This is a genomic window from Corallococcus sp. AB032C (assembly GCF_003668935.1).
Lineage (GTDB): Bacteria > Myxococcota > Myxococcia > Myxococcales > Myxococcaceae > Corallococcus > Corallococcus exiguus.
Window position 1 is genome coordinate 59,578 of record NZ_RAWP01000021.1, and the last position, 20,978, is coordinate 80,555.

17 protein-coding genes are annotated in these 20,978 nt (G+C 70.2%); 10 read left to right on the top strand and 7 right to left on the bottom strand.

Going from position 1 to position 20,978, the window contains the following annotated elements; translation table 11 throughout:
- Positions 1–121: 121 nt before the first annotated feature.
- The gene (locus tag D7X99_RS12180) at positions 122–2,524 is read left to right on the top strand and encodes a TonB-dependent receptor (RefSeq protein WP_121777938.1); all 2,403 of its coding nucleotides are present in this window, start codon (positions 122–124) and stop codon (positions 2,522–2,524) included.
- Here D7X99_RS12180 and D7X99_RS12185 read toward each other — a convergent pair.
- Genes D7X99_RS12185 through D7X99_RS12195 form a run of 3 tightly spaced genes read right to left on the bottom strand, consistent with a single transcriptional unit; the run spans position 2,508 to position 8,088 of the window.
- Positions 2,508–5,585 (bottom strand): efflux RND transporter permease subunit, encoded by a 3,078-nt coding sequence (locus tag D7X99_RS12185; RefSeq protein WP_121777939.1) that lies wholly within the window; start codon positions 5,583–5,585, stop codon positions 2,508–2,510. The genes D7X99_RS12180 and D7X99_RS12185 overlap by 17 nt on opposite strands.
- 18 nt (positions 5,586–5,603) lie before the next feature.
- Positions 5,604–6,779: an efflux RND transporter periplasmic adaptor subunit gene (locus tag D7X99_RS12190; RefSeq protein WP_158626991.1), complete on the bottom strand. Its 1,176-nt coding sequence runs from the start codon at positions 6,777–6,779 to the stop codon at positions 5,604–5,606.
- Positions 6,772–8,088: a TolC family protein gene (locus tag D7X99_RS12195; protein WP_171805530.1), complete on the bottom strand. Its 1,317-nt coding sequence runs from the start codon at positions 8,086–8,088 to the stop codon at positions 6,772–6,774. Before D7X99_RS12195 ends, D7X99_RS12190 begins: the two co-directional genes overlap by 8 nt.
- 145 nt (positions 8,089–8,233) lie before the next feature.
- Here D7X99_RS12195 and D7X99_RS12200 point away from each other — a divergent pair, with 145 nt between their 5' ends.
- Genes D7X99_RS12200 through D7X99_RS12215 form a run of 4 tightly spaced genes read left to right on the top strand, consistent with a single transcriptional unit; the run spans position 8,234 to position 12,035 of the window.
- Positions 8,234–8,890, top strand: a complete 657-nt coding sequence (locus tag D7X99_RS12200; RefSeq protein ID WP_121777942.1) for a response regulator transcription factor — start codon at positions 8,234–8,236, stop codon at positions 8,888–8,890.
- A gap of 22 nt (positions 8,891–8,912) precedes the next feature.
- On the top strand, positions 8,913–10,220 hold the full coding sequence (locus D7X99_RS12205; protein WP_158626993.1) for a HAMP domain-containing sensor histidine kinase: 1,308 nt from the start codon (positions 8,913–8,915) through the stop codon (positions 10,218–10,220).
- 10 nt (positions 10,221–10,230) lie between these two features.
- Positions 10,231–10,905 (top strand): response regulator transcription factor, encoded by a 675-nt coding sequence (locus tag D7X99_RS12210; protein ID WP_121777944.1) that lies wholly within the window; start codon positions 10,231–10,233, stop codon positions 10,903–10,905.
- Positions 10,902–12,035: a sensor histidine kinase KdpD gene (locus D7X99_RS12215; protein WP_121777945.1), complete on the top strand. Its 1,134-nt coding sequence runs from the start codon at positions 10,902–10,904 to the stop codon at positions 12,033–12,035. The genes D7X99_RS12210 and D7X99_RS12215 overlap by 4 nt, the downstream gene beginning before the upstream one ends.
- Here D7X99_RS12215 and D7X99_RS12220 read toward each other — a convergent pair.
- On the bottom strand, positions 11,950–13,500 hold the full coding sequence (locus D7X99_RS12220; protein WP_121777946.1) for a glycosyltransferase family 39 protein: 1,551 nt from the start codon (positions 13,498–13,500) through the stop codon (positions 11,950–11,952). The genes D7X99_RS12215 and D7X99_RS12220 overlap by 86 nt on opposite strands.
- A gap of 213 nt (positions 13,501–13,713) precedes the next feature.
- On the opposite strand from D7X99_RS12220, the gene D7X99_RS12225 reads away from it, so the two are divergent.
- Both D7X99_RS12225 and D7X99_RS12230 read left to right on the top strand, forming a co-directional pair.
- Positions 13,714–13,932, top strand: coding sequence for a hypothetical protein (locus tag D7X99_RS12225; RefSeq protein ID WP_147476135.1), 219 nt, complete (start codon positions 13,714–13,716; stop codon positions 13,930–13,932).
- A gap of 353 nt (positions 13,933–14,285) precedes the next feature.
- Positions 14,286–15,512 carry a carboxypeptidase regulatory-like domain-containing protein gene (locus D7X99_RS12230; RefSeq protein WP_121777948.1) on the top strand — a complete coding sequence of 409 codons (1,227 nt, stop codon included), beginning with the start codon at positions 14,286–14,288 and terminating at the stop codon, positions 15,510–15,512.
- A 64-nt stretch (positions 15,513–15,576) separates the two neighbouring features.
- On the opposite strand, the gene D7X99_RS12235 is transcribed toward D7X99_RS12230, so the two are convergent.
- Positions 15,577–15,756, bottom strand: coding sequence for a hypothetical protein (locus tag D7X99_RS12235; RefSeq protein ID WP_233613315.1), 180 nt, complete (start codon positions 15,754–15,756; stop codon positions 15,577–15,579).
- Entirely contained in the window at positions 15,753–16,823 is a 1,071-nt protein-coding gene (locus D7X99_RS12240) for an IS4 family transposase (RefSeq protein ID WP_158626994.1), read from the bottom strand. The genes D7X99_RS12235 and D7X99_RS12240 overlap by 4 nt, the downstream gene beginning before the upstream one ends.
- Positions 16,824–17,079: 256 nt before the next feature.
- Here D7X99_RS12240 and D7X99_RS12245 point away from each other — a divergent pair, with 256 nt between their 5' ends.
- Both D7X99_RS12245 and D7X99_RS12250 read left to right on the top strand, forming a co-directional pair.
- The gene (locus D7X99_RS12245; protein WP_120574885.1) at positions 17,080–17,439 is read left to right on the top strand and encodes a helix-turn-helix domain-containing protein; all 360 of its coding nucleotides are present in this window, start codon (positions 17,080–17,082) and stop codon (positions 17,437–17,439) included.
- Between the two features lie 185 nt (positions 17,440–17,624).
- Positions 17,625–18,002 carry a hypothetical protein gene (locus D7X99_RS12250; protein WP_147476136.1) on the top strand — a complete coding sequence of 126 codons (378 nt, stop codon included), beginning with the start codon at positions 17,625–17,627 and terminating at the stop codon, positions 18,000–18,002.
- Here the strand turns inward: D7X99_RS12250 and D7X99_RS12255 are convergent.
- The gene (locus D7X99_RS12255) at positions 17,992–19,059 is read right to left on the bottom strand and encodes a ferritin-like domain-containing protein (RefSeq protein WP_233613316.1); all 1,068 of its coding nucleotides are present in this window, start codon (positions 19,057–19,059) and stop codon (positions 17,992–17,994) included. The two genes, D7X99_RS12250 and D7X99_RS12255, sit on opposite strands and share 11 nt — an antisense overlap.
- 406 nt (positions 19,060–19,465) lie before the next feature.
- On the opposite strand from D7X99_RS12255, the gene D7X99_RS12260 reads away from it, so the two are divergent.
- The gene (locus tag D7X99_RS12260; protein WP_121777951.1) at positions 19,466–20,977 is read left to right on the top strand and encodes an ABC transporter substrate-binding protein; all 1,512 of its coding nucleotides are present in this window, start codon (positions 19,466–19,468) and stop codon (positions 20,975–20,977) included.
- Position 20,978: the final 1 nt, after the last annotated feature.

The following is a 20,978-nucleotide window of genomic DNA, read 5'->3' on the forward strand; positions in this document are numbered from 1 at the left end:
AGGCGTTCACGCAGTCGCGGTCGGCGGCGGTCTTCCGAGGCCGGCGGGGATGTTCCACTCCCCCGCTGGCGCGGTCGACCGCCGCATCTCATCGCACGTTCCTCCGGGAGTCTTCGTCCTCATGGGTGCACCGACCTGGGCAGTCGCCGTCGTTTCCTTCGTTGTCTCCTCGTCGGCCCCGGCCCAGACGCCGCCACCCCCACCAGAGTCTCCGCAGGCTCCGGCCGAGGCTCCGCTGGCGCCGCCGCCGGCCGCGTCCGAGCCCCCTGCCCCGCCGCCCACCGAAGAGCCCGCTCCGGCCACCGCCGGTGAGCCGTCCGTCTCCGCCCCCGTCACCGAGCCCGCGCCGTCAGAGCCCGCGCAGCAGGAGCCCGCCGTGGCGGGTGCCGTTCCGGCCGATGCGCCCCTCGACGGGACGCCGCCCGTGGACAACCGCCGCTTCGAGAGCGTCGTGGTGGGCACGTCCGAGGCGAAGACGAGCGGCTCCATCCACATCCTCAATCCGGAGAAGCTCCAGCGCTACGAGCTGGACGACCCCCAGGCCATCCTCCAGTCCGTGCCGGGCGTGTACGGCCGTGGCGAGGACGGCTTCGGCCTGCGGCCCAACCTGGGCCTGCGCGGCGTCAACCCGGACCGCAGCAAGAAGGTCACCCTGCTGGAGGACGGCATCCTCTTCGGGCCGGCGCCGTACTCCGCGCCCGCCGCGTACTACTTCCCGTTGATGACCCGCATGCAGTCGGTGCGCGTGCTCAAGGGCCCGTCCTCCGTGCAGCAGGGCCCGCAGACGGTGGGCGGCTCCGTGGACCTCATCACCCGGGACATCCCCGCGCAGGAGTCGTTCGGCCTGGACGTCGCGGGCGGCCAGTACCTCTACGGCAAGGCGCACGGCTTCTTCGGCGCCAGCACCGAGCGCGCGGGCTTCCTCATCGAAGGCGTCCACCTGCGCAGCAGCGGGTTCAAGGACCTGGACAACAGCGACGCCACCACCGGCTTCCACCGCAACGAGTGGATGGCCAAGGCGCGCTACCGGCTGGTGCCGGACGGCGACCTGCGCCAGACGCTCCAGCTCAAGCTGGGCTACTCCGACGAGGGCTCCAACGAGACGTACCTGGGCCTGTCGGACGCGGACTTCGCGGCGAACCCGCTGCGCCGCTACAAGGCCAGCCAGTTCGACCACATGCGGTGGCACCGCACCCAGGCGGTGCTCAGCCACGTGCTGGAGGGGCGCGACATCACGGTGACGACGTCGCTGTACCGCCAGGACCTGGACCGCAGCTGGCGCAAGGTGAACGGCTTCCGCGGCATCAGCATCTCCGACGTGCTCGCGGACCCCACCAGCGCGCGCAACGCCATCTACTACAGCGTGCTCACCGGCGAGCAGGACTCGTCCACGCCGGGAGAGACCATCCTCATCGGGCCCAACTACCGCGTCTTCGTGAACCAGGGCCTCCAGAGCGTCGCCCGCTGGTCGGCGCGGACGGGCGCGCTGTCGCACAACGTCGAGTTCGGCGTGCGCTACCACTTCGACAGCATCGACCGGCGCCACACCCAGGACGGCTTCCGCATGGTGTCCGGCGAGCTGGTCGCCGAGGGCGGCGCCACGGAGGTCACCGCCGACAACAAGGACTCCACGCACGCGCTCGCGCTGCACGCGACGGACGCCATCGCCTGGGGGCCCCTGGTGGTGACGCCGGGCGTGCGGCTGGAGGTCATCCGCTCCAAGTCCGTGGACAAGCTGGAGAGCACCACCCAGAACGGGTCGCTGGAGGCGCTGATGCCGGGCGTGGGCGTGTACGGCGCGCTCAACCCCGCGCTGGGCCTGTTCGCCGGCGCCTACCGGGGCTTCTCCCCGCCCGCGCCGGGCCAGCCCCAGGCCGTGGGCCCGGAGAAGAGCATCAACTACGAGGCCGGCGCGCGCTGGTCACGGCGCAGTGAGCGCTTCGAGGTGGTGGGCTTCTTCAACGACTACTCCAACCTCACCGACGTCTGCACCTTCTCCAACGGCTGCTTCAACGACAACCTGGACCGCCAGGTGGACGCGGGCGAGGCGAACATCTACGGCCTGGAGGCCTACGCGGAGAAGACCTTCCGTCCGGGCGGCGGCATCACCTTCCCGCTGACGGTGGCGTACACGTTCACGCGCACGAAGCTGCTCAACGACTTCCGTTCGGCGGATCCGCAGTTCGGCAACGTGGTGGCGGGAGACGAGCTGCCGTACGTGCCCAACCACCAGCTCTTCGCCTCCATTGGCGTGGAGGGCGCGCGCTGGGGCGCCTTTATCAGCTCCACCTTCCTGAGCAGCATGCGCGAGCAGGCGGGCCAGGGCGAAATCCCCGAGGGCCTGAAGACGGGAGCCCTGTTGACGTTCGACGTGAACGCCAACTGGAACATCACCCGCTGGGGGCAGCTCTACGTGAGCGGCCGCAACCTCCTGGACGAGGCCGTCATCGTCGGCCGCCGCCCGTACGGAGCGCGCCCCAACGCGCCCCGCATGCTCATTGGCGGCTTCAAGGTTCAGCTCTAGCACCGCTGGCCGCGCCCCTCCCGAAGCGCAGGTACAGGGAGGGGACGAGCAGCACGTTGAGCACGGCGGAGGAGAACAGCCCTCCGAGGATGACGACGGCCATGGGGTGTTCAATCTCCTGCCCGGGCTTCAGGCCTCCCACCACCAGCGGGACGAGCGCCAGGGCCGTCGTCAGCGTCGTCATCGCCATGGGCTGGAGCCGCTCCAGCGTCCCGCGCAGGACGAGCTCGCGGCCGAACGGGACGCCCTCGCTGGCCTCCAGGTGGCGGTAGTGGCTCACCAGGAGGATGCCGTTGCGCGCGGCGACGCCCAGCACGGTGACGAACCCCACGAGTGAGCCCAGCGAGACGACTCCACCGGTGAGCAGCACGCCCACCACTCCGCCCACCAACGCGAAGGGCAGCGTCCCCAGGGTGAAGGCCACGAGCCTGCCCGACTGGAAGTCCAGGTAGAGCACCAGGGCGATGCCCAGCACCGCGAGCATGGAGAAGCCCAACAACCGCGTGCGCGCACCCTCGCGCTCCGCGTACTCGCCCAGGACCTCCGCGTGGTGGCCGGTGGGCCAGTCCAGGCCGGAGAGCGCGGCCCGGATGTCGGTGACCACCGAGCCCAGCGCCCGGCCCTGGGCGTCGCAGGTGATGTCCAGCCTGCGGGAAGCGCCCTCGTGCTGGATGATGTTGGGCACGGACACGAGCTCCACCCGCGCCACGTCGCCCAACCGGTAGGGCATGCCCGACGGGGCCCGCAGGCGCAGTGCCTGCACCGCGGCCACATCCTGGCGCACGGAGTCCTCGCCCCACACGACGACGTCCAGGGTGCGCTCGTCGCGGTAGACCTCTCCCACCTTGGTGCCTTGCAGCAGCGTGGACACCGCCCGCTGCACGTCTCCCGGCGTGAGCCCCAGCCGGCGCCCCGCCTCCGGATCCAACCGCAGCTGGACCTGCGGCACCAGCACCTGCGGCTCCACCTTGAGGTTCACCACGCCGGGGATGCCTCGCAGCTTCGCCTCGATGTCGCGCGCCTTCGCGCGCAGCACGTCCAGGTCGGGCCCCGAGGCGCGCACCACGATGGAGCCGCTGGCGCCGCTGAGCACCTCCTTGATGCGCTCCTGGAGATACGTCTGCACGTCGCGGTAGAGGCCGGGGTAGCCCTCCACCACGTCGTGGATGCGCTGCACGGTGGCCGGGTAGTCGTCGACGGCGTCCAGGCTGATCCACAGCTCCGCGAAGTTGGGGCCCACCACCTCGTCGGCCACTTCGGCTCGGCCGATGTGCGCGCCGAAGTGGCGCACGCCCGGGATGGCCCGCAGCTCCTCGCTGGCCCGCAGCGCCGTGCGGAGGACCGCGTCTCCGGACGTCCCCGGCTTGGCCACCCAGTGCATGAGGAAGTCGGACTCCTGGAAGTGCGGCAGGAAGCCCTCGCCCAGCATCGCCGCGAGGATGCCTCCTCCCAGCAGCACGGCGATGACGCTTCGCACCGCCACCCGGGGCCGGTCCATCATCCAGGCGACGAGCGGGCGGATGCGCTCACGCAGCCATCCGCCCAGCCGCGGCGTGTGCTCCTCGCCCTTCCCCGTCAGGAACAGCAGGCACAGCACCGGGGTCAGCGTGAGCGCGACCGCCATGGAGGCGCCCACCGCCAGCACGTACGCCACCGCGAGCGGACGGAAGAAGGCGCCGCTCACGCCCTCCAGCAGGAACACCGGCAGGAAGACGAGGACGACGATGATGGTCGCGTAGACGACGGCGCTGCGGACCTCCAGCGACGCGTCGAGCACCACCTGGAAGGCGGAGCGCGGATGGCCCAGCGCCCGGTTCTCCGCCAGGCGCCGCTGCACGTTCTCCACGTCGATGATGGCGTCGTCCACCACCTCGCCCAGCGCCAGCACCAGGCCCGCGAGCACCATGGTGTCCAGGGTGGCCCCCACCAGCCGCAGCGCGACGATGGCGCCCACCAGGGACAGCGGAATCGCCACCAGGCTGATGGCCGCCGTGCGCACGTCCTGGAGGAAGGCGAAGAGGACGATGATGACCATCACGCAGCCCACCAGCACGGCGTGCCGGAGGTTGCCCAACGCGGTCTCGATGAAGGTCGCCGGACGGAAGATGCCCGGCACCACGGTGACGCCCTGGAGCGCCGGACGCATCTGTTCGAGCGCGGCCTCCACCTGCTCGGTGACCTCCAGCGTGTTGCCCCAGGGCTGCTTCTCGATGATGAGGAGGATGCCGGCCGTGTCGTCGACGATGCCCTCGCCGATGGGCGGTGGATGTCCCTCCTGCACCGTGGCCACGTCCGCAAGCCGGATGGAGGCTCCGTTGCGGAAGGCCACGGGCACGTCCTCCAGCGCGGCCAGCGTGGTGGAGCCCGGCAGGCTGACCGCCAGCCGCTGGTTGGGTGTGTCGATGAAGCCTCCCGAGGACGGAAGGCTCGCATCGCGCGCGACGCGCAGGACGTCATCCAGGGTGACGTTCGCGGCGCGCAGCCGTTCCGGATCCACCTTCACCTGGAACTGGCGATCCCGCTGTCCCCAGATGGCGACGTTCGCCACGCCCGGGATGCCCATCAGCCGGGGGCGGATTGTCCACCGCGCCACGTCCGACAGCGCCATCCGGTCCAACGTGTCGGAGCGCAGGCCGACCTTGAGGACGCGGCTCGTCGCCGACACGGGGGAGAGCATCACCGGAGGGCGCGCCACCGAGGGCAGCGTGGGTGCGATGCGAGCCAGCCGCTCCTGCACCAACTGCCGCGCCCGGAACAGGTCCGAGCCCCGCTCGAAGATGAGCACCACGGAGGACAGGCCCAGCACGGACTTGGAGCGCAACGTCTTCAGCGCGGGGACGCCCGCGAGGCCGTTCTCCAGGGGCGTGGTGATCAGCTTCTCCACCTCCAGGCTGGAGAGGCCGGGGACCTCCGTCTGGATTTCCACCAGCGGTGGAGCGAACTCGGGGAAGACATCCAACGGCATGCCGCGAAGGCTCGCGTAGCCGAGGATGAGCAGCAGGACCGCCGCGGCGATGGGGATGATCTTGAGTTGGAGGCAGGCGGAGATGAGCTTGTGCATGTTGGAATCAGGTCTTCCTCAGTGGCCCGCACCGAACTCCGTGCCGAACAGTTCCGCCGCGCCCACCGTCACCACGGGGGTGCCCTCGCGGGGCCCCCGTCCGAGCAGCAGGTCCGTGCCCTCCTGGCGCACGACGTCCACGCGGCCCCGGGCGTAGACGTGCTCCGCCTCCCGCACGTAGACCCAGGCGCCGCCCAGCGCGTCGTAGACGACGGCGGACGCAGGCACGGCGAGGAGCGCTTCTCCCGCGTCGAAGCGCAGCGACACCCCGACGCGCTGGCCCGGCGCGAAGCGCGCGGACGCGGGCAGTTCATAGAAACGGTCCACCGTGGCGGAGACCGGATCCGCGCTCGGAGGCCCCATCACCGGCAGCGCCTCCACGCCCTCGTCCTGGCCGGACAGCAGCGCGTGCACCCGCACGGGCACGTCCGGTTTCACGCGGTGGACCTCGTCGACGAAGAGGGGCACGCGCACCCAGTTCGCGGTGAGGCCGACGACCTCGAAGAGGGGGGCTCCCGCCGTGACGGTCTGCCCTGGCGCGACCGACACCTGGCGCAGGACGCCGTCGCGCGGCGCGAGGATGCGCATGCTGACGTCCGACTCCAGCGGTGAGCGGCTCACCAGCTCCAGCCGCGTGCGCGCGGCAGCCAGCTCCGACCCGGCGACGGCGCGCTCGGCCCTGGCCTCCTCGACGGCGCGCGCCGTGCCCGCGCCATCCGCGAGCACCCGCTCCGCGCGGGCGAGCCGTTCCGCCGAGACCTCGTCGCGGGCACGGGCCACGTCCGCCGCCCTGCGCGCCTGGGCAAGCAGGTCCCGGTCCACGGTGGCGAGCGGCACCAGCCGCAACAGCACGTCGCCCCGCTTCACCGTGGCCCCGGGACGCAGCGCGGTGCCGCCCTCCGCCACGACGCCGCCCGCCACGGGCGCGGTCACCACCAGCGCATTGCCAGACGGGACGACGACCTCGCCGCCCAGCATCCGCCGCCGCTCCGCGCTGCGCTTCTCCACCGGCTGGACGCGCAGGTCCAGCCGCGCCTCCGCCTGGGGCTGGAGCGTCACCGTCGCGAGCGAAGCCTCCGTCACGTGGGAACTCACCGCAGCGGCGGGCGGTGGCGCCGCGGGCTTCTGCTCCTGGCAGGCGAGCGATGGGGCGACAAGACCGGTGACGGCCATCAGCCGGACAAACCTATTCATGAGCCACTCCCTGTTTGCCCAGACCCCGGTCCAGTTGGGCGAGCGCGCGGCGCAGGTCCGCGTCGAGTTCAAGGGTGCGGAGCCTCGCGTCGGCCAACCGGCGCAGGGCATCCAGCACCAACACGTACGGCGCATCTCCAGCGTCGAAGGACTTCCGCGCGCCGTCGCTCGCGGACGTCAGCGCCGGGAGGATGTCCGCCTGAAAGGCCGCGAGTGAGGTGGACGCCTGGAGCACGCGCTCCCGGGCCACGAAGACCTCGTTCGCGACCTGCTGCCGCAAGAGCACGTAGCGGGAGGAGGCGCGCATCAACTCCGCCTCCGCGCGTCCGACGCCCCCGGGGTTCCAGTTGAAGATGGGAACGTCCAGCTGCGCGCCCGGCACCCACAGCGCCTGGGGCGAGCCGTTCGCGGACGTCGACGGCTTCACGTCCAACCGCGCGAGCAGGTTGACGATGCGCGCCTTTTCCCAGCCCAGCCGGCTCCCCGCCAGCTGGATGCCCAGCTCCGTGGCGAGCACGTCCGGCCGGGCGGCCTGCGCCAGCGCCATGAGCTCAGGCAGCGGACGCAGGGTGCGGGACTCGCGGGGGGATTCCTTCGGAACGGCCTGCGCGAACAGCGGGCTCTGCACCACGCCCATCAGGAGCCGCAACCGCTCCCGGGCCAGCAGCACCTCCGTGCGCGCGCGCCGGGAGGCGTCCTCCGCCAGCAGCTTCTCCGCGCGCAGCGCATCCACCTCCACGCGGCTGGCGTCCCCCGCGGCCAGGCGCGCCTCGGCCAGCTCCAGCGTCCGCGACCACAGGCCCGCGAGTTCCTCCAATGCTCCGCGCCGCCCTTCCGCGAGCACCCAGTCCGCGTGCGCGACGCGGACATCCCGGGCGACATCCAGGCCGTTCTGCACGAGCCCGCGAGCGACCTGCTCCACCTGCGCCTTCGCGGCCGCGACGCGGGCCGGACGCTGCCAGAGGGCGAAGAGCGGGAGGAGCAGCGAGGACTCGATTGTCCGGGGGCCCACGGGCAGCAGCAGGGAGAACGTGGGATTGGGCAGCGCTCCCGCCTCGGCCAGGTCGGCCCGCGAGACGCCGAGCTGTGCCATGTCCGCCTGGAGCGCGGCGCTGTTCCAGAGGGCGACGGCGACGGCCGTGCCTTCATCCAGGGTCGCCGCGTCCGTGAGGCCTGGCGGGAGGGAGGGGGTCCCATCCGCGCCTGGGCCCAGGGGAGCGGCACGCGCCGCGAGCTCCGAGGACACCCACGCCCGGTCGTAGGGCGAGGTGGCACAGGCCGTGGCCAACAGCAGCCACGCGAGCAGCATCAAGCGAGCATCGGGTCTTCGGGGCCTGCACCGGGAAGGCATGCGGCGACCCTGCCAGCCCCGGTTGAACGGCGGCTGAACGGCACCGGGAGCCCCCGGCCGGAGCCCTCCCGCCAGTGGTATAGCTCCGACTCGAAAGCCCGCCATGCGAGTCCTCGTCGTCGATGATCATCAGGAGCTGCGCGCCCTCGTCTCCCAGGCGCTGGAGCGCGACGGCCACGTCGTCCGGCAGGCCGGCGACGTGGAGCAGGCGCGGCAGGCGCTCATGGATGCGGTGGACGTCATCGTGCTCGACATCGGGCTGCCGGATGGATCCGGGCTCTCGCTCTGCCGCGAGCTGCGCGAGGACGGCGTCCAGACACCCATCCTCATCCTCACCGCCCACAACCGCGTGGCCGAGCGGGTGGAGGGACTGGACGCGGGCGCGGACGACTTCCTGGGCAAGCCCTTCGCCATCGCGGAGCTGCGGGCGAGGGTGCGAGCACTGGGGCGACGACGGGAGCGGGCCAGCACCGTCCGCGTCCAGTTGGGCGACGTGGTGCTCGACTTCGGCCGGCGGGAGGCGCTCCGCGCTGGCAGCACCGTGCCCGTCACCGCGCGGGAGTGGGCCATCCTGGAGATGCTGGCCGCGCACGGAGACCGCGTCGTGGGCCGGGACGCGCTGCTGGAGTCCGTCTGGGGCGAGATCACCAGCGGGGCCGCGAGCAGCCTGGAGGTCCTGGTCGGGCGAATCCGCCGCAAGCTGGGCGAGGACGTGGTGCGCACGCTGCGCGGCGAGGGGTATGGCCTTGGAAGCGGCTGACACCGGTCACCCCAGGGATTCGATGGTGCGCAGGCTGACGCGCGCCATGCTGGTGGTCACCCTGGCCAGCAGCGCGCTCACGGCTGGAGCCACCGGGCTGATTGCCTATCGCCTGCTGCTCGCGGGCGAGGACCGGCGCCTGCGGGACGCGGCGGTGGACCTGGTGGAGGAGACCGCCGGGATGGGAGCCACGGAAGCAGCGGCGGCGGCCCATGACGAGCAGAAGGAACTGGCTGCCTTTGGCATCCACATCGCACTGTTCTCCGAAAACGAATGGCTGGGCGGCGCAACCGGCATTCCCATCCATGACGGCTGTGATTGGTCCCCACTCCCGGGCGACTCGGGTGTGCGGCTTTGCGGTGTGAGGGGCCACGGGCATCTGGCGGTGGCCATGGAGCGGCTGGAAAGCATCCCCCTCTTGCGGCTCTCCCTCCCGCTGGCCGCGTTGATCGCCGCGGGCTGCGCGGCCCTGCTGAGCCTGGGGGTGAGCCGGCGCGTGGCGCGCTGGGCGGCCCGGCCCCTCACGGAGCTGAGCGAGGCGCTCTCACGCATCGAGCCCGGCGGTCCCATCCCCGCCCCCCTCCATGCCCCGGCCCGCTACGGAGAAGTGAACGCCGTGCGCACCGCGCTGGTGGACCTGCTCACGCGCCTCCATGAAGCCCTGGACCAGTCGCGCCGCTTCGCCGCCAACGCCGCGCATGAGCTGCGCACGCCCTTGACGACGCTGCGGGTGGAGCTGGAGCTCCAGGCGGAGACCCCACAGCCCGCCGAAACCGCGCAGGCGCTGGAGCGGATGCTCCGGACGGTGACGTCGCTGGGGGTGCTGGTGGAGCGGCTGATGGTGCTGGCGGAGGGAACCCAGGGCGAGCTCGCGCTCTTTGAGCCGGTGAGCCTGTCGGACCTCGTGGAGGACGTCGTGCGCGCCCTGCCCGAAGACGAGCAGCGCCGCGTCGACGTCGACGCAGGGACGCGGGGCCTCATCCCGGGGGATGGCCACCTGCTGCGGCAGCTCGTCGACAACGCGGTGGAGAACGCGCTCAAGTTCTCCAACGGCGGACGCGTCCACGTATCCCTCCAGCAGACCGGGGACGCCACGCTCCTCGACGTGCGCGACGAGGGACCGGGCATCGCGCCCGAGGACTCCATGCGCGTCTTCGAACCCTTCTACCGCACGCCGAGCGCCCGCGCCGGGAAGCAGGGCCATGGCATCGGCCTGTCCCTGGTGGCGCTCGTCGCCCGGGCCCACCGGGCCCACGCGGAGTTCCTCCCCTCGCCGAGGGGAGCCCACCTGCGGTTGTCATTCCCCCGTGCCACCGGGCCGGACTGCTAGGAATCCCATCGTGTCCATCCTCATCGTCGAAGACGAACTGCGGGTCCGCGCCTTCATCTCACGGGGCCTCACGGAAGAGGGCTTCCGCGTGCGCGAGTGCGTGGACGGCGTGCACGCCCAGGAGCTGATGCGCCACGAGCGCTTCGCGCTCATCATCCTGGACTGGATGCTGCCGGGCATGTCCGGGCTGGACGTGCTCCGGGCGCTGCGCGCGAAGCAGGACATGACGCCCATCCTCATGCTCACCGCGAAGGACGCGGTCGCGGACCGCATCAACGCGCTCAACGCCGGCGCGGACGACTATCTCATCAAGCCCTTCGCCTTCGATGAGCTGCTGGCGCGCATCCGCGCCATCCTCCGCCGCGTCGACAACCGCGCCACGCCCCTGCTGAGCCACGCGGACCTGACCATGGACCCCACCACGCGGAAGGTGATCCGGGCCGGCGTGGAGATTCCGCTGACCGCACGGGAGTACGCGCTGCTGCAATTCCTGCTCGAGCACGCGGGCGAGGTCCTGTCCCGGACCCGCATCGTGCAGGCCGTGTGGGAGCACGACTTCGAGACCTTCTCCAACGTCGTGGAGGTCTACATCCGCTACCTCCGGGCCAAGGTGGACACGCCCTTCTCCACCAAGCTCATCCACACCGTGCGCGGCGTGGGCTACGTGCTCCGGAGCCGCGCATGAAGCGCCCGCGTTCGCTCCGCGCACAGCTGACCTACTTCTTCGCCGGCTCCGTCCTGGGGACCACGCTCCTCTACGGCGTGCTGGTGACGGTGGTGCTGGCCACCAGCGAGTACTTCCAGCACGCGGAGAACCCCAGCCTGTGGTTGCACGAGGGAATCTTCGACGAAGCGTTTCAGGCCCTGGGCGCCATCGTCTTCAGCATGCCCATCGCGGTGGTGGGCTCCATCGTGATGGGCGGCGCGCTGGCCCGCAAGGCGCTGGCGCCGCTGCGCGAGGCCCGTGACCGGGTCCGCGCCGCGCGGGCCTCGGAGCTGGACCTGTGCCTTCCCGACCGGGGAACCGGTGACGAGTGGGACACGCTGGCGGGGACCCTGAACGAGCTCCTCGCGGACGCCCGCGCGTCGCTCGTGCGCATCCGCTCCTTCACCTCCGACGCGGCGCACGAGCTGCGCACGCCGCTCACCATCATCATGGGCGAGACGGAGGTCAGCCTGCGCAGGGAGAGGACGCCGGAGGAGTACCGCCGCACGCTGGCCATCGTGCTCGATGAGACCCGGCAGCTCAGCGTCCTGGTGGACGCGCTGCTCCAGCTGGCGCGCGCGGATGCCGGTACGCAGGTCATCACCCTGGAGCCCGTGGAGCTGCACGCCCTGGCGCGGCAGTCCCTCCAGCGCACGGAGCAGCTGCTGGCGGCGCAGTCCCGGAGCCTGACGCTGGAGCTGACGGGCGGCCCCACGCAGGTCCGGGGCAATCCGGTCCTGTTGACCCACGTGCTGGACAACCTGCTCTCCAATGCATGCCGCTACGCCCGCGAGCGCATCCGCGTGGAGCTGGACGCGACGGACACCGGCGTCCGCGTCACCGTGGGGGATGACGGCAAGGGCGTGGACGCAGGCTTCGAGGCCCGGCTCTTCCAGCGCTTCGCCCGGGCGGACGCATCGCGACAGGGCGAGGGCACCGGCCTGGGGCTCGCGGTGTCACGGACCATCGCCGAGGCGCATGGCGGCACGCTCGACTACGCGAGGGTCGACGGCGAAAGCCGCTTCATCTTGCGCCTCCCGAAGCCGGAAGTGTCTGACGGGCCGCCACTTCCGGCCGAGCATGCCAGCGCTGACAGGACCACAGCCTGAAGGTCGTCACCGGCCGCTCACCGCGGTGCACCGTCACGGAGGGCAGCTCACGCACCGCCGCGCAGTGCGCGTCCAGCCGCGCCTCCGCGTCGCGCAGCGGCTGGCGCAGGTCCGCGACGATGAGGGCGTCCGCGCCGGGACGCACCCGGTCCAGCCAGAAGCCATACGCCAGCCCGTCGCCGCCCAGCGCGGAGTCGGACTGGGTCTCCGGGTGGTCAGGCAGGTAGTAGGCCAGCTCGCTCGCCGTCTTGTAGCCCCAGCCCACCACCATGGGCGCGGGCGTGCCGGCCGCCTCGCGGTGCCGTTGCACTGCTTCGGCCAGCTCATGCCAGCCGCTCACCAGGTTGTCGCGCTCGCGAAAGGGAATCCACGGGCAGAGCGGCATCAGATACATGCCCGTCATCAGCACCGCGCCCACGGCCACGCTCAACGCCGCGTAGCCGCGCACGACCCGGTGCTCGCGCAACGCCCATGCGCCCGCGGCGGCGGCCACCATCACGCCCAGGTACGCGGGGGCCACCCAGTTCATCTTCACCCAGTGCAGGGGGCTCACCAGGGTGAACAGGGCGAGCCCCGGCACACTGGCGAACGCCAGCAGCCGTGCGCGGTCCTCTCCCCTCCACGCCTGGCGCACGAGGACGCCCGCCGTCAGCAGCAGCGCCAGGTAGAGCAGCGGCCCCACGGCCACCGCCTGGAGTCCCAGGTAGCGGCCCACGAGGTAGCCATGAAAGCCATCCACCGTCCGGGCGCGGCCGGTGGTCTGGAACGCGAAGGATGCCCAGGCATGCGCGTGGTTCCAGAGCAGCACCGGTGAGAACACCGCGAGCATGAGGAGACACGCGGCGTAGGGATGCGAGGTGCGCAGGGCTTCACGGCCCCGCCGTGTCACCAGCGCCGTGCCCAGCACCTGGAGCGGCAGCAGCGCGGCGGTGTACTTCGACAACAGCGCGCCCCCGCAGAACACGCCCAGCAGATACCAGCGCCAGCCCATGCGCCCGGGGCCCTGTCCATCCGGCAGCACCAATTCGCAGAGCACGCGGAGCGCGGCGGCCCAGAACAGCACGAGCGGGACGTCCGGCGTCATCACCACCGCGCCCAGACCGAAGAGGACCGTGGCGTTCGCGGCGACCGCCGTCAGTACCCCGACCGCCGGTGAGTACAACCGCTTGCCGAGCGAGTACAGGACCCCGCCAAGCATCGCCGAGGACAGGATGGCGGGCAGGCGCAGCGCGAGCTGCGAGTCCCCCAGGAGCCGGACGGACAAAGCCATCCACCAGGCGCACATCGGAGGATGGTCCAGGTAGGACAGGTCCAGGTGGCGCGCGTATTGCCAGTAATAGGCTTCTTGCGGCGCCAGCTCCACCTGCCCCGCGTAGAGCAGCCGTACGAGCACGAGCACCAGGGTCGCCCCCAGGCCCCATGGCCACCCGCGGTGCTGGGCAGCGACTCCGGGCGTGCTCGGCATCTGACGTCCTTTCGCCCCGATGACACCCGGACAGCCATGCTCCGAGGCGCGGGGATGTTGTGTTGACTCATGCCTGACACGGGAGGGCAGTGTCCGCGTGCCAATACCTCTCTGAGAGACTTTTCATCCCCACTTCATCTTCGCGCGGGGGTGTCCCGTGCGGTTGTCAGCGAATGAGAACTCCCTCATCCCTACCCCATGCGGATCTCATCGGTGTTCACCAAGATGCGGCCCATGCATGAGGTGGAGCTCAAGAGCGTCGTGGACGACCTGCCGCTGCGCCGCCGGCACGTCGAGGGCGCGGGCGGACGACTGCGCTTCGCGGGGACGATGATGGATCGGGACTACACGCTCGATACACGTCCAGACAGCGGAGCCGGGTGGCCGCGGGTCCGCACCTACAGGCACCGGAGGGCGGCTGGACGGAGTTGACGTGGAAGGGCAGCGCCCGAGGCCATCGAGCACGCCTTCCAGGCCACGAGGACTCCCCGCGAGCGGTTCACCGCAGAGCCGCTGAAGGAATTCCTCCGCCGCTTCGAGGCGCGGACCGGCACGAAGGCCTTGCTGACGTGATGCGCGCCTGACGCGCCTCCCCCGCCCTGTTCACCGACGCCGATGGCACGCGACGGGTGGGCTCCGCGAACAAGGAGGGGAAGCGGTATGTGCTCAGCCGCGCCCACGGTGGGCCGCGGCCCCCAGTCCTGTGTACAGGGGAAGCAATCCGGTAGTCTTCGCGGACGGGCGGAGGGCGACGGGCCACGGCCGCGCTGGCTTTGGAGGAACGAATGTCCATCAAGGTGCTGTCAAGCATCACGCTGCTGGGGGCCGTGAGCCTGGGAGGGTTCGTCCTCACTGGGGGCCTGGGACGTGGCCCTGCCGCTTCCGCGGCATCAGCGCCCCCCGTGCGCTTCGTTCCCGTGTCCAGGCTGAAGGATGAAGCCCTGCCCCCCTACACATTCCCCAAGGGATTGCAGGTGACAGGCACCGTCCGGGACAGCCGTGGCCAGCCGGTGTCCAACGGGTTCGTCTCCTTCACCCTGCCGCTCTTGGGCTGGTGCGGCAATGAGCCGCGGCGACTGGGACGCACACGCTTTTCGGACGGTCGGTTCAGCATGTCTCTGCCCGGCGCACAGGAGTTCCTGGTCGTCGCCGAGGATGGACGCGCGACACGGGTCCTGGTCGACAAGGGCATCACCCCGGAGGTGACGGTGTCAGTGGTCCTGCCAGACCATCCCGTCGCGCCCCGCGGAGAGGGAGACGCCTTGCCCTGGGCCCTGCCCGAGCGCCCCCCCTTCAGTGTCGCGCTCTTCGCCGTACCCGAATCGTCAAGCCATCGAAGTCCGCGGCAGGTGGATCCCGAGCTCGTGAAGATGCTGGAGCAACAGCTGCGGGAAAAGGGCTTCGCGCTGCAAACCGACACAGCCACACCGGAACGGATCCAATCCCTCATCGACTGCCGGGACGGGCGCGATGAGAGCTGTTTCCAGAAGGCCTTGCATGGCGTGACAGCCAAGGAGGCCATCATCCTCCAGCCGGGATACCACCCAGACCTCGGGTACATCACCTACTCCGTGGTGGAAGCCCCCACCGGCGACCGGCATGAACGGGGCGAGTTCCACATGCTGGAGCCGCTGGAGCCTCAGGGAAGCCGCTTCACCCGCCGCCTCGCGGAGTCGCGCCTGCGCGGTGGCCGATGGGGGATTGTCCGGAAGGGTCCGCCCACGAACGCCTGCGAGTACCTCGCCGGTGCACGCTTCGAGTCCATCAAGGCCGAGAATGGCAGCTACCACGCCGTCGAGTTCCCCGCGCAGTCGCCCTTCTCGATTCAGCTGCGAGGCAGTCCCAACAGGGACAGCAGCTCCCTGGACTGCGAGGGCTGGAAGTTCGTCTCGCGCCAGCCGTTCTCGAAGGAGCTCACGCCCCAGGGGATGGTGGATCCCCTGACCGGTCGACTCGTCCTCGACGGCCAGGAATACCTCCGGGCCGGAGTCGTCCGCTCCGAGAGTGAGTAGGAGTAGTGGACTCCGGGGGCCGCTGTCCTTTGAGAGGCCCTACACTCATCACCCTCCTGGCTCTTCAGTCCGCCCCCAGGGCGGAGAGCTTGAGCGACAGCTTCGCGAAGGCAGGAACCGATGCGTGCTCCATGCCCGCGGAGTACAGCCAGGCCTCTCCCAGCACGGTCCGCTGCCACGGCGCGAGCCACTCCAGCGATGGAGCGGCGTCGTCCGCCCAGCCGTCCCTGAGCCATCCCCTCATATGAAACCGAGCGCTTCTTTGAAGACAGGGTGCTGATGGAGGAGCTCGGCGAAGCGCTCGACGAGAGGCCGCAATCGCTCCTCCTTCATCATGGGAATGGCCTGGTAATACATGCAGCCCTGCCGGAAGAGCGAGTAGGTGCGTGTCTTGACGGTATTGGCCTTCAAGCCCTTCTCCATCCCGAGACTCTCCCCAGCGGCGCCCAGCAGCGTCAGCAGCACCTGGGCCAGGGCGCTCACCAGCAGCAGCCTGTCTCTGCGCTCGGGACTCTTCACGCGCACCGTGGACAGTCCCATCCCGAATCTCAAGTCCTTGACGTCCCGGAACGTCTCCTCGCACGAGAAACGCCGGGCGTGGAGGTCCACCACCTGGCGCGCGCTGGAGGCTCCCAGGCTGGTGGCCAGACACCACGGCTCCTTCATTCCCTTCTGGCGCACCAGCACCACCGCGGGCACCGGCGTGCGGTCCGCCGTCACGTGCACGTCCGTCAGCTTCTTGGCGTGCCCGCTGGTGGGAATCCACTCGGCCGCGGGACACCCGGTGCCGCCGGCCACCTCCACCCGCACGTCCTTGCGAAAGCGCACCACGTACTCGAAGCCCGCCTGGGCCAAAAGGGCATACAACCGCTGGTCCGCGAAGCCCCGGTCCGCCAGCACCGTCACCTTCACCCCTTCGGGCACGCACTCCTTGAGCCGCGGCAGCAGCTCATCCTCCGCATGGGCGCGGTTGCCCGCCAGCGCGCTCTTCTGGAGCGTCATCCACAGCAGGGGCGTGGTGCGTCCATGCGAGGTGACGAGGCTGGCCACCAGGGAGGTGTGGTCATCGGCCTCGAAGTCCGTCCAGTCCAGCGCCACCAGCGCTTCGGTGCGCTCGGCCAGCACGTACGGCACCCACGAGGCCGCCAGCTTCCACACGTCCACCGCCTCGTTGGACAGCAGCCGGTCCACCTGCTTGATGCCGTGCTTCTGCACTCCGCATCGCGCCCACGCCAGTGCCTGGCCAATGGCGTGCACCGACAGCGACGCGGCGTGCACCACGCCCAACGTCGCGTGCGCCAGCGACAGCACCCCAGGAACCTCAGCACCTGCTCTTCGTTGATGGCCACTTTGCGTCCCAGCATGGCCTCTCTTACTGCTCCCCACCACTCCGCCTCGCACGGGCCTGACAGGCAGGCGGCTGGCGATCAGCTTGCCGAAATGAGGGGATCTCTCAGCTCCCTGACCGGATGGTGCATCCTCCGGCCGACGTCGTCTGCTACACCTCGTGCGGCGCCTGGGGAGCCTCAGGCGCGCATTCACCTCCACCTGCTTCCGAGCCGATCCCATGAATGAAGAACTGGCCATCACGATCGGCAGAGTCGCCCGTGCCGCCCGCGAGGAGCAGGGCCTGACCCAAACCGAGGTGGGCCCTCGCGTGGGCCTCCTCTCCACCGTCTACAGCCGCCTGGAACGCGGGAAGATGCTCCCCAGCGTTCCGACGCTCTACCGTCTCTGCACGGAGCTGAAGGTGTCTCCGGAGGACATGCTCGGACTCACCGCCCTGGTGCGAGGCCGCAAGGGCCAGCGTCCGCGAGCGCGCGAGGACGAAGTGCCCGCCCTGCGCCGCCTGCTCTACCTTGCGCGCAAGCTGGACGCGGAGAAGCTCGAAGCACTCCTCCACGTCGCTACCGTCCTGACCCGCTAGAGGCCTCTACCTCCGCCGCGTCATCACGTCGGGTTCGTCCGCCTCCCGCCCTTCCGGTCCCGGTCACCAGCGCACCGCGACTCACCGCGCATTCTCGACTCCTGGCGGCTGAAAACGGTCCGTTCAGGGAACCCGGACTCCCGCGGGAGAGGCTTCCGTGCAACCTCCGGGTCCCAGGAGGCTGCATGAAGATACTGAAGGGAATGCTCAAAGGCGGGGTCCTCGGAATCCCCTACGCGGTCGCCGCGACGACCCTCGTCCTGATGATGTTCTTTGGCTTTCAGGGATGGATGCCTTTCTTCGAGCTGGCCCTGTTCGTCGCGGCGTACTCGGCGCCCGCGGGAGCCGCGGTGGGAGCGGGCATCGTCCTCACCGGGGCATATCAGCGGGGATGCACCTGGCGAGCGCAACTGGTGATGGTTGTCATCTACGTGTTGGTGGGCTTCGTGGGCCTCAGGACCACGGACATCTGGACCTTGGAGTGGATCGTGCGAGTGGCGCCAGCCTTTCTCCCGCTGGGCCTCCTCGCCACCTGGGCCGCGACGCGCTGGATCAAGCGGTAACCGGCGTCGGGGCGTACTCCGACCCAATGGCTCTCGCCCGCGTCCGTTGGATGCATTCCTCCATCAGCCGCCCCAGCTCCGCCTGGGGCAACACTCCGTTGCGCGCCAGGAAGGACTCATCGACTCCCGGGATGCTGGGGAGCGAGGGCGTCCTTTGCGTCTCCAGCGCATCCAATGCCTGACGCAGTGCCTGCTTCGCCTTGCCGCCGCCCCGCTCCAGGGCGAACGCAATGACATCCCAGGCCAGCTCCGCGTGCCGTCCCTCATCCTCCGCGATGACCGCCAGGGTCTCCCGCACGACCGGGTCGCTGGCCCGCCTTGACGCTTCAGCGGCGACGCTGGCTGCGAGTCCTTCACCCAGGCACCCATCCAGCAACGACCCGCGCACCAGCCGCGACCACTCGTCGCCTTCGCCTGGATTGGGACGCTGGGGGCGGTCCTGGCCCAGCTCCGGAATCATTCCCGCGCTCCAGGGCAGCCCCGAGTAGGCCCGGGCGAGCGCGAAGCACCGCCTGGCATGACGGACCTCGTCCAGGGCCGCCAGGTGACACGCCTCCAGCAGCTCCGAAGGTGCGCCCAGGGCGGAGAGCTTGAGCGACAGCTTCGCGAACGCCGGAACCGACGCGTGCTCCATGCCCGCGGAGTACAGCCACGCCTCCCCCAGCACGGTCCGCTGCCAGGGCATGAGCCCTTCGAGTTCTGGAGCGGCGTCGTCCGCCCAGCCGTCTCCCAGGGCGCGGCGGGCCACACGAGCGCGCCCCTTGAGACGCAGCACGCGTCCCTTCGAGAAGTTCATGTGACTGATTGCACTGTAGGCCCAGTACACGAGCCCCATCGTCGTGGCGCCCAGGATCGTCAGGACGCGCCCACGGGTCCCGGAGCCCTTCATCATGACGACGAGTCCCGACACGAAGAGCATGGGCCCCAGAAGGACGATGAAACACACGAACACCGCGATGAGCTCGACCATGCCCTCGCTGGAGCAACGCATGTGCCAGCGCGTGCAACCGCCCCCCAGGGGAAGGACGAGCGCCCCGGTGTGCAGGAGGGCGCGCACCTGTGCATCGTGCTGCACGCTGATCCGGATCGGAGCCCGTGGCATGACGAGGCGGGCCGCGGCGACGCACGCGGCGAGCATTCGACGGATGGCGGGCGTTGCCCGGACCCGACTTTCGCCATTCTGATGGGGAGCAAGGCAGCGAGGCGAGTGGATGAGCGAACGGGGCCAGGGAGCCGCGGCCATCGGGTGCGGCTGAAGAAAAGTCCGCCAAGACTTTTTTCTCCTGCTCACGCAGAAACACCTCCGATGGCCCGTTGCAGGAATCACCTGCCGACAAACGCGTTTGTTTTCACGGCCCGAGGGAAATTTGGAACCGAAGCGCGCCCGGAAATGTCAGACCGGCGCGCTATGAATCTCCCTGCGCGGCGCCATTCTGGGCGTCGCCGAAAGGGCTCCCTCCACAATGAATATGTCATTGGTTTCCCTCGGGCTTCTGGTCGGCATGACCGGTGTCGGATGCGCGGGTCTCGACGAGGCCGAGGCGGTGGACTCCGCCGTGTCCGCGGACACGACCTCCCAGCTCACCCAGGGCCTGATCACCCAAGTCACCGGTACCAGCCCGGTCACCTTCGTCGCCTCGTCGGGCAACACGACGAAGCCATACGACCAGTCCGCCACGTCGGTGGTGGCATACACGCGGGACTCCACCACCGGGGCGTTCACGGCCTATCCGGGCACGGGCTCCGCGGACGGCACCCTCTCCGTGCCGAACGTCCCTTCCGGCCGCATCTACCTGAAGCTGGGCTCGCGCTACCTGGTGAGCACCAGCCGCGCGTTCGACCTGGGCTCCACGGAGTGGGGCCGCGATGGCACCTTCGTCTCGCTGCCCACTCCCGTGACGGTGTCCGCCACCGGCCTGTCTCCCTGGCAGCCGGGGGACTACCTGGAACTGTATTCGTTGAACCCGGGCGCGTTCGGCTACATCAACACAGGCGTCACGGGGTTCCCCATGACGGGCGCCACGTCGCTCTCCGGGCTGACTTTCGATTACTCCGACATGCTCAACCCGGTGCTGCTCGACAGCGGCCTCGGGGATGTGTTGTCGCTGGCTCAGATGCGGTGGCAGACGAGCGCGAATGGAGTGCCCTACCGCGCGATGCACAAGGTGCTCAACACGAGCATGACGCAGGTGGAGGGCCAGCCCGTCTCCGTCAGCGGGACCTTCACCCAGCCCGCCGCGACAGGCACCTTCGCGGTGGACTGGAGACGCTCGGCCTTCGAAGCCATGCGCACTCAGGTGAACCCGGGCGCGGTCAGCACGTACAACGAGATCTGGATGTCCGCCCGGCCGGCCGCGCTGGGCTCGGCGCTCGCGTCCATCAGCGGGCAGCCTCTGCTCGTGAAGCTCAATCCTGATACGCAGCGGACCGACATCGTCACGGGGAGCATGACCTACAACAACCCGCTCCCGGCGGCGTGGCAGAAGGTGGCGCTCGCCGCCGCGGGCTTCACGAAGAGCTACGCGCTGGGAACCGCGACGCCCTACACCATGGGCGTGGACATCCGCGTGGATCAGGAGGCGAGCGCATTCACCGCCGCGCCCGTGCAGCCCCTCGTCGGGCCCGTGCAGGCGCCCCTGGTGAACACGCGCGGCGCGTTCCAGAACCTCACGGGCGTGGGGACTGACGCCTCGCTGCGCTGGTCGAAGCCGCTGGTCGGCACGGCCACGAACTACGTGGTGAACATCTTCCGGCTGGGCACGAGCAACGGTTACACCACCGCGACGCGCGTGGCGGCGCTGCACACGGATCTCCAAAGCGTGTACCTGCCCCCGGGCGTGCTGCTGGCGGGCCAGACGTACTTCGCGGAAATCCAGAGCTGGTACCAGCCCGGCTCGGACCTGGCGACGAGCCCGTTCAAGCGCGCCCTGCCTCGAGGCCGCGCCAGCGTGCTCACTGGCATGTTCAGCCCGTAGC

Coding starts and splice junctions, on each gene's coding strand:
- D7X99_RS12180 (WP_121777938.1), top strand. CDS start 122: ATGGGTGCACCGACCTGGGCAGTCGCCGTCGTTTCCTTCGTTGTCTCC.
- D7X99_RS12190 (WP_158626991.1), bottom strand. CDS start 6,779: ATGAATAGGTTTGTCCGGCTGATGGCCGTCACCGGTCTTGTCGCCCCA.
- D7X99_RS12245 (WP_120574885.1), top strand. CDS start 17,080: ATGAATGAAGAACTGGCCATCACGATCGGCAGAGTCGCCCGTGCCGCC.
- D7X99_RS12260 (WP_121777951.1), top strand. CDS start 19,466: ATGAATATGTCATTGGTTTCCCTCGGGCTTCTGGTCGGCATGACCGGT.
- D7X99_RS12250 (WP_147476136.1), top strand. CDS start 17,625: ATGAAGATACTGAAGGGAATGCTCAAAGGCGGGGTCCTCGGAATCCCC.
- D7X99_RS12235 (WP_233613315.1), bottom strand. CDS start 15,756: ATGAGGGGATGGCTCAGGGACGGCTGGGCGGACGACGCCGCTCCATCG.
- D7X99_RS12185 (WP_121777939.1), bottom strand. CDS start 5,585: ATGCACAAGCTCATCTCCGCCTGCCTCCAACTCAAGATCATCCCCATC.
- D7X99_RS12220 (WP_121777946.1), bottom strand. CDS start 13,500: ATGCCGAGCACGCCCGGAGTCGCTGCCCAGCACCGCGGGTGGCCATGG.
- D7X99_RS12195 (WP_171805530.1), bottom strand. CDS start 8,088: ATGCTGCTCGCGTGGCTGCTGTTGGCCACGGCCTGTGCCACCTCGCCC.
- D7X99_RS12200 (WP_121777942.1), top strand. CDS start 8,234: ATGCGAGTCCTCGTCGTCGATGATCATCAGGAGCTGCGCGCCCTCGTC.
- D7X99_RS12215 (WP_121777945.1), top strand. CDS start 10,902: ATGAAGCGCCCGCGTTCGCTCCGCGCACAGCTGACCTACTTCTTCGCC.
- D7X99_RS12230 (WP_121777948.1), top strand. CDS start 14,286: ATGTCCATCAAGGTGCTGTCAAGCATCACGCTGCTGGGGGCCGTGAGC.
- D7X99_RS12205 (WP_158626993.1), top strand. CDS start 8,913: ATGGTGCGCAGGCTGACGCGCGCCATGCTGGTGGTCACCCTGGCCAGC.